Source organism: Clostridium sp., from assembly GCF_051654825.1.
In the GTDB taxonomy this organism is placed as follows: Bacteria; Bacillota; Clostridia; order Clostridiales; family Clostridiaceae; genus Clostridium.
Window position 1 is genome coordinate 1 of the sequence record NZ_JBOFYU010000164.1, and the last position, 4,127, is coordinate 4,127.

Genomic DNA, 4,127 nt, shown 5'->3' on the forward strand with positions numbered 1-4,127 from the left:
AAATCTAAACCACTTAGCCTTATTTTAGGATATTTAATCTATTATCAGTACAAACTAACTATTATTAAAATTATATAAATTAGAATAAAGGAGATGAATATAATTGCTTAAACTTATTCGATATTTAAAGCCTCATTCACTTAAAATATTTTTTATAGTTTTATTGCTATTTTTATACTCTATATCAGATTTATATTTACCTAATCTTATGTCTGATATAGTTGATACTGGTATTTTAAAAGGAGATACTTCTTATATTTTAAAAATCGGCTTTATTATGATTTTAGTAGCTCTTTTCTCTACCACTTGTTCAATAATAGCAAGTTATTTTTCTGCTAAAGTAGCAACAAGCTTTTCAAAAAAACTTAGAAGTGAAATATTTACTAAGGTTTCTGATTACTCTCTTTCAGAATTTGATAAAATAGGTACTTCATCGCTAGTAACTAGAACTACTAATGATATAAACCAAATTCAACAAGTAGTTATTATGTTTATGAGAATGATGATTATCGCCCCTTTGACTTGTATAGGTGGAATTATCATGGCTGTTTCTAAAAACGCTGATTTATCTAAAATATTATTTATAGTCTTACCCCTTATAGCTATTGTAATATTTATTGTAGGAAAACAAGGAATTCCACTTTTTAAATCCATGCAAACTAAGCTGGATAAGCTTAATTTAATCCTAAGAGAAAACCTTACTGGAATAAGGGTAATAAGAGCTTTTAATAAATTTAATTTTGAAAAAGAAAGATTTGTAGTAGCAAATGAAGACCTTACTAATACTGCAATAAAAGTTAATATATTAACTGGAACATTAATGCCTTTAATGATGCTGATTTTAAATGTAAGTACAGTTTTTATAGTATGGTTTGGAGCTAAATATATAGATATAGGAACTATGGAAGTTGGCGATTTAATGGCATTTATTCAATATGTAATGCAAATTATGTTTTCACTTTTACTAGTTTCAATGATGTTTATATTAATTCCTAGAGCTTCAGCTTCAGCTGCTCGTGTAAATGAAGTATTAGAATTACACAGTGATATTTTAGATCCTCAATCAAGTAAATCTACTGGAGATAAAAAAGGATTTATAGAATTTAATAATGTTAGCTTTATTTATCCAGAATCTGACGTTCCTTCTTTAAACAATATTTCCTTCTCTGCTAAACCGGGAGAAATAACTGCAATTATAGGAAGTACAGGTTCAGGAAAATCTACAATTGTTAATTTAATTCCTAGATTTTACGATGTTTCATCAGGTGAAATACTTGTAGATGGAATTAATATAAAAGATATTCAACAAAAAACCTTAAGAAGTAAAATAGGTTTAGTTCCTCAAAAAGCTATATTATTTAGTGGAACTATATCTGAAAATATTAGATACGGAAAAGAAGATGCATCTGATGATGAAGTAGTAACTGCTATTGATATTGCACAAGCAACTGATTTTGTTACTTCAATGAAAGACTCTTATGATGCTCATATATCACAAGGAGGAACCAATGTATCTGGAGGACAAAAACAAAGATTATCAATTGCTAGAGCATTAATACGAAAGCCTGAAATATATGTATTTGATGATAGTTTTTCTGCCCTTGACTTTAAAACAGATGCAAAACTTAGAGCTAGATTAAAAAAAGAAGTTGGAAATTCTACTGTTATAATTGTTGCACAACGTGTTAGTACAATAATTGATGCAAATAGAATTTTAGTTTTGGACCAAGGAAAAATAGTTGGTTCTGGAACCCATTCAGAATTACTTAAAAATTGTGATGTTTATAAAGAAATAGTTTCTTCACAACTTTCCGAAAAGGAGGTGGGTGCTTAATGTCTAGTAAAAATGGTAGTGCCGGAATGGGTGGACATATGAGAAGTCACGGTGGTGGTTCAGGAGAAAAACCCAAAAATTTTAAGAAAACTTTTAAAAGACTTGTTAGCTATTTAAATGTGCATAAATCAAAATTGTTTATAGTTTTTGTTTTTGCAATATTAAGTACTGCCTTTTCTATTTTTAGCCCTAAAGTACTTGGAAAAGCTACTACTACTATTTATGATGGTGTATTAGCAAAAATGCGTGGGGTACCTAATGCTTCAATTGATTTTAATGCTGTATTTAAGATACTTATAGCTCTAGCTGTTTTGTATATAATAAGTGCATTATTTAACTTTTTACAACAATATCTTATGGCTGGAGTTGCTCAAAAAACAGTTTTTGAAATGCGTAATCAAGTAACAAATAAACTTAATAAATTACCCCTTAGCTATTTTGACTCAAGAACATATGGTGAAATTTTAAGTCGTGTTACTAATGATGTAGATACAATTGCAAGTACTCTTCAACAAAGCTTAACTCAGCTTATAACAGCCAGTATAACCATTGTTGGTGTTATTATAATGATGCTATCTATAAGCGTTACTATGACTTTACTTACTTTAATTACATTGCCTTTAATTTTAGTACTAACAGGACCTGTTATTAAAAGATCTCAAGGTTTCTTTTCATCACAACAAAAGGCTCTTGGAGATTTAAATGGTCATGTTGAAGAAATGTACGGTGGTCATAAAATAGTTAAAGCATTTGGCCATGAACAAAAATCAATTGATAAATTTGATGAAATAAATGAAAGATTATATAACTCTGGATGGAAGGCACTTTTTATATCTGGAATAATAATGCCAGCAATGAATTTTATAAACAATGTTGGATATGTTTTCGTATCAGTTGTAGGTGGACTTTTAGTAACTAGGGGAAGTATAACCATTGGTGATATTCAAGCATTTATTCAATATTCTAGGCAGTTCACTCAACCAATTAATCAAACAGCTCAAATAGCTAATATACTTCAATCTACTTTGGCCGCTGCTGAAAGAGTTTTTGAATTATTAGATGAAGAAGAGATTATACCTGATGCTGCTAACAATATTGTAATCCAAGACCCTAAGGGTGCTGTTAAATTTGATAATGTTAATTTCGGATATAAAAATGATCATTTACTTATTACTGATATGAATTTAGTCGTAAAACCTGGGCAATCTATTGCAATAGTAGGTCCTACTGGTGCAGGTAAAACTACTTTAATTAATTTACTTATGAGATTTTACGAAGTAAATTCTGGCTCAATTTCTATAGATGATGTAAATATTACTGACTTAAAAAGAGGAGATTTAAGAACTATTTTTGGAATGGTACTTCAAGATACATGGTTATTTAATGGAAGCATTAAAGACAATATAGCTTATGGTAAAGAAAATGCAACTGAAGAAGAAATAATAGCTGCTGCAAAAGCTGCTCAAGCAGACCATTTTATAAGAACGCTACCTCATGGATATGATACCATATTAAATGAAGAAGCTTCTAATATTTCTCAAGGTCAAAAACAACTCTTAACTATTGCTAGAGCAATACTTGCAAATCCATCTATATTAATATTAGATGAAGCAACAAGTTCTGTAGATACAAGAACCGAAGCAATAATACAAAAGGCAATGGCTAACCTTAGACATGGTAGAACTAGCTTTATAATTGCCCATAGATTATCTACAATAAAAGATGCTGACATAATCTTATTTATGAAAAATGGTAATGTTTTAGAAAAAGGTAATCATGAAACCTTAATGGCTAAAGGTGGTTATTATGCAGACCTTTATAACAGTCAATTTGCAAATAATACAGCAAGCTAATAATAAAGAAACTAACAATTTAATTTGTTAGTTTCTTTTTAATTTTCTAACTTTTTCAACAATAATTTAAAAGTTTTCCACAGATTTTATTAAATCTTATTTTTAATTGTTGATATTTTTATAAATTAAAGAGCAATAATTTTACTTATTGCTCTTTAAAACACTATTTAATATTTAAATTATTTCTTCTTTCTAGTTAATACATATCCTAATCCAGCAGAAATTGTTCCTAGTAATCCTAAAGCACTTGCCCCAACTACAGCTCCTGTATTAGGTAATTTACCTGGTTTGTTTGTGTTTGAACCATTGTTATTTGATCCATTGTTGTTTGAACCATTGTTATTTCCTGATCCATTGTTGTTTCCTGATCCTTCGTTTCCTGATCCTTCGTTCCCTGACCCTTCGTTTCCTGATCCATTACCATCTTCTCCTGGTATTTC

Annotated in this window: 3 protein-coding genes; 2 read left to right on the forward strand and 1 reads right to left on the reverse strand. The window is 29.4% G+C overall.

Annotated features, from left to right (window positions below; translation table 11 throughout):
* Nucleotides 1–103 precede the first annotated feature (103 nt).
* Together ACRDBA_RS09810 and ACRDBA_RS09815 are read left to right on the forward strand one after the other, a co-directional pair.
* Nucleotides 104–1,834 (forward strand): ABC transporter ATP-binding protein, encoded by a 1,731-nt coding sequence (locus tag ACRDBA_RS09810; protein ID WP_438572742.1) that lies wholly within the window; start codon nt 104–106, stop codon nt 1,832–1,834.
* The gene (locus ACRDBA_RS09815) at nt 1,834–3,687 is read left to right on the forward strand and encodes an ABC transporter ATP-binding protein (protein WP_438572743.1); all 1,854 of its coding nucleotides are present in this window, start codon (nt 1,834–1,836) and stop codon (nt 3,685–3,687) included. The genes ACRDBA_RS09810 and ACRDBA_RS09815 overlap by 1 nt, the downstream gene beginning before the upstream one ends.
* A gap of 179 nt (nt 3,688–3,866) precedes the next feature.
* Here the strand turns inward: ACRDBA_RS09815 and ACRDBA_RS09820 are convergent.
* Nucleotides 3,867–4,127, reverse strand: a 261-nt coding sequence (locus tag ACRDBA_RS09820; protein WP_438572744.1) for an LPXTG cell wall anchor domain-containing protein, incomplete at its 5' end; no start/stop codon positions are given.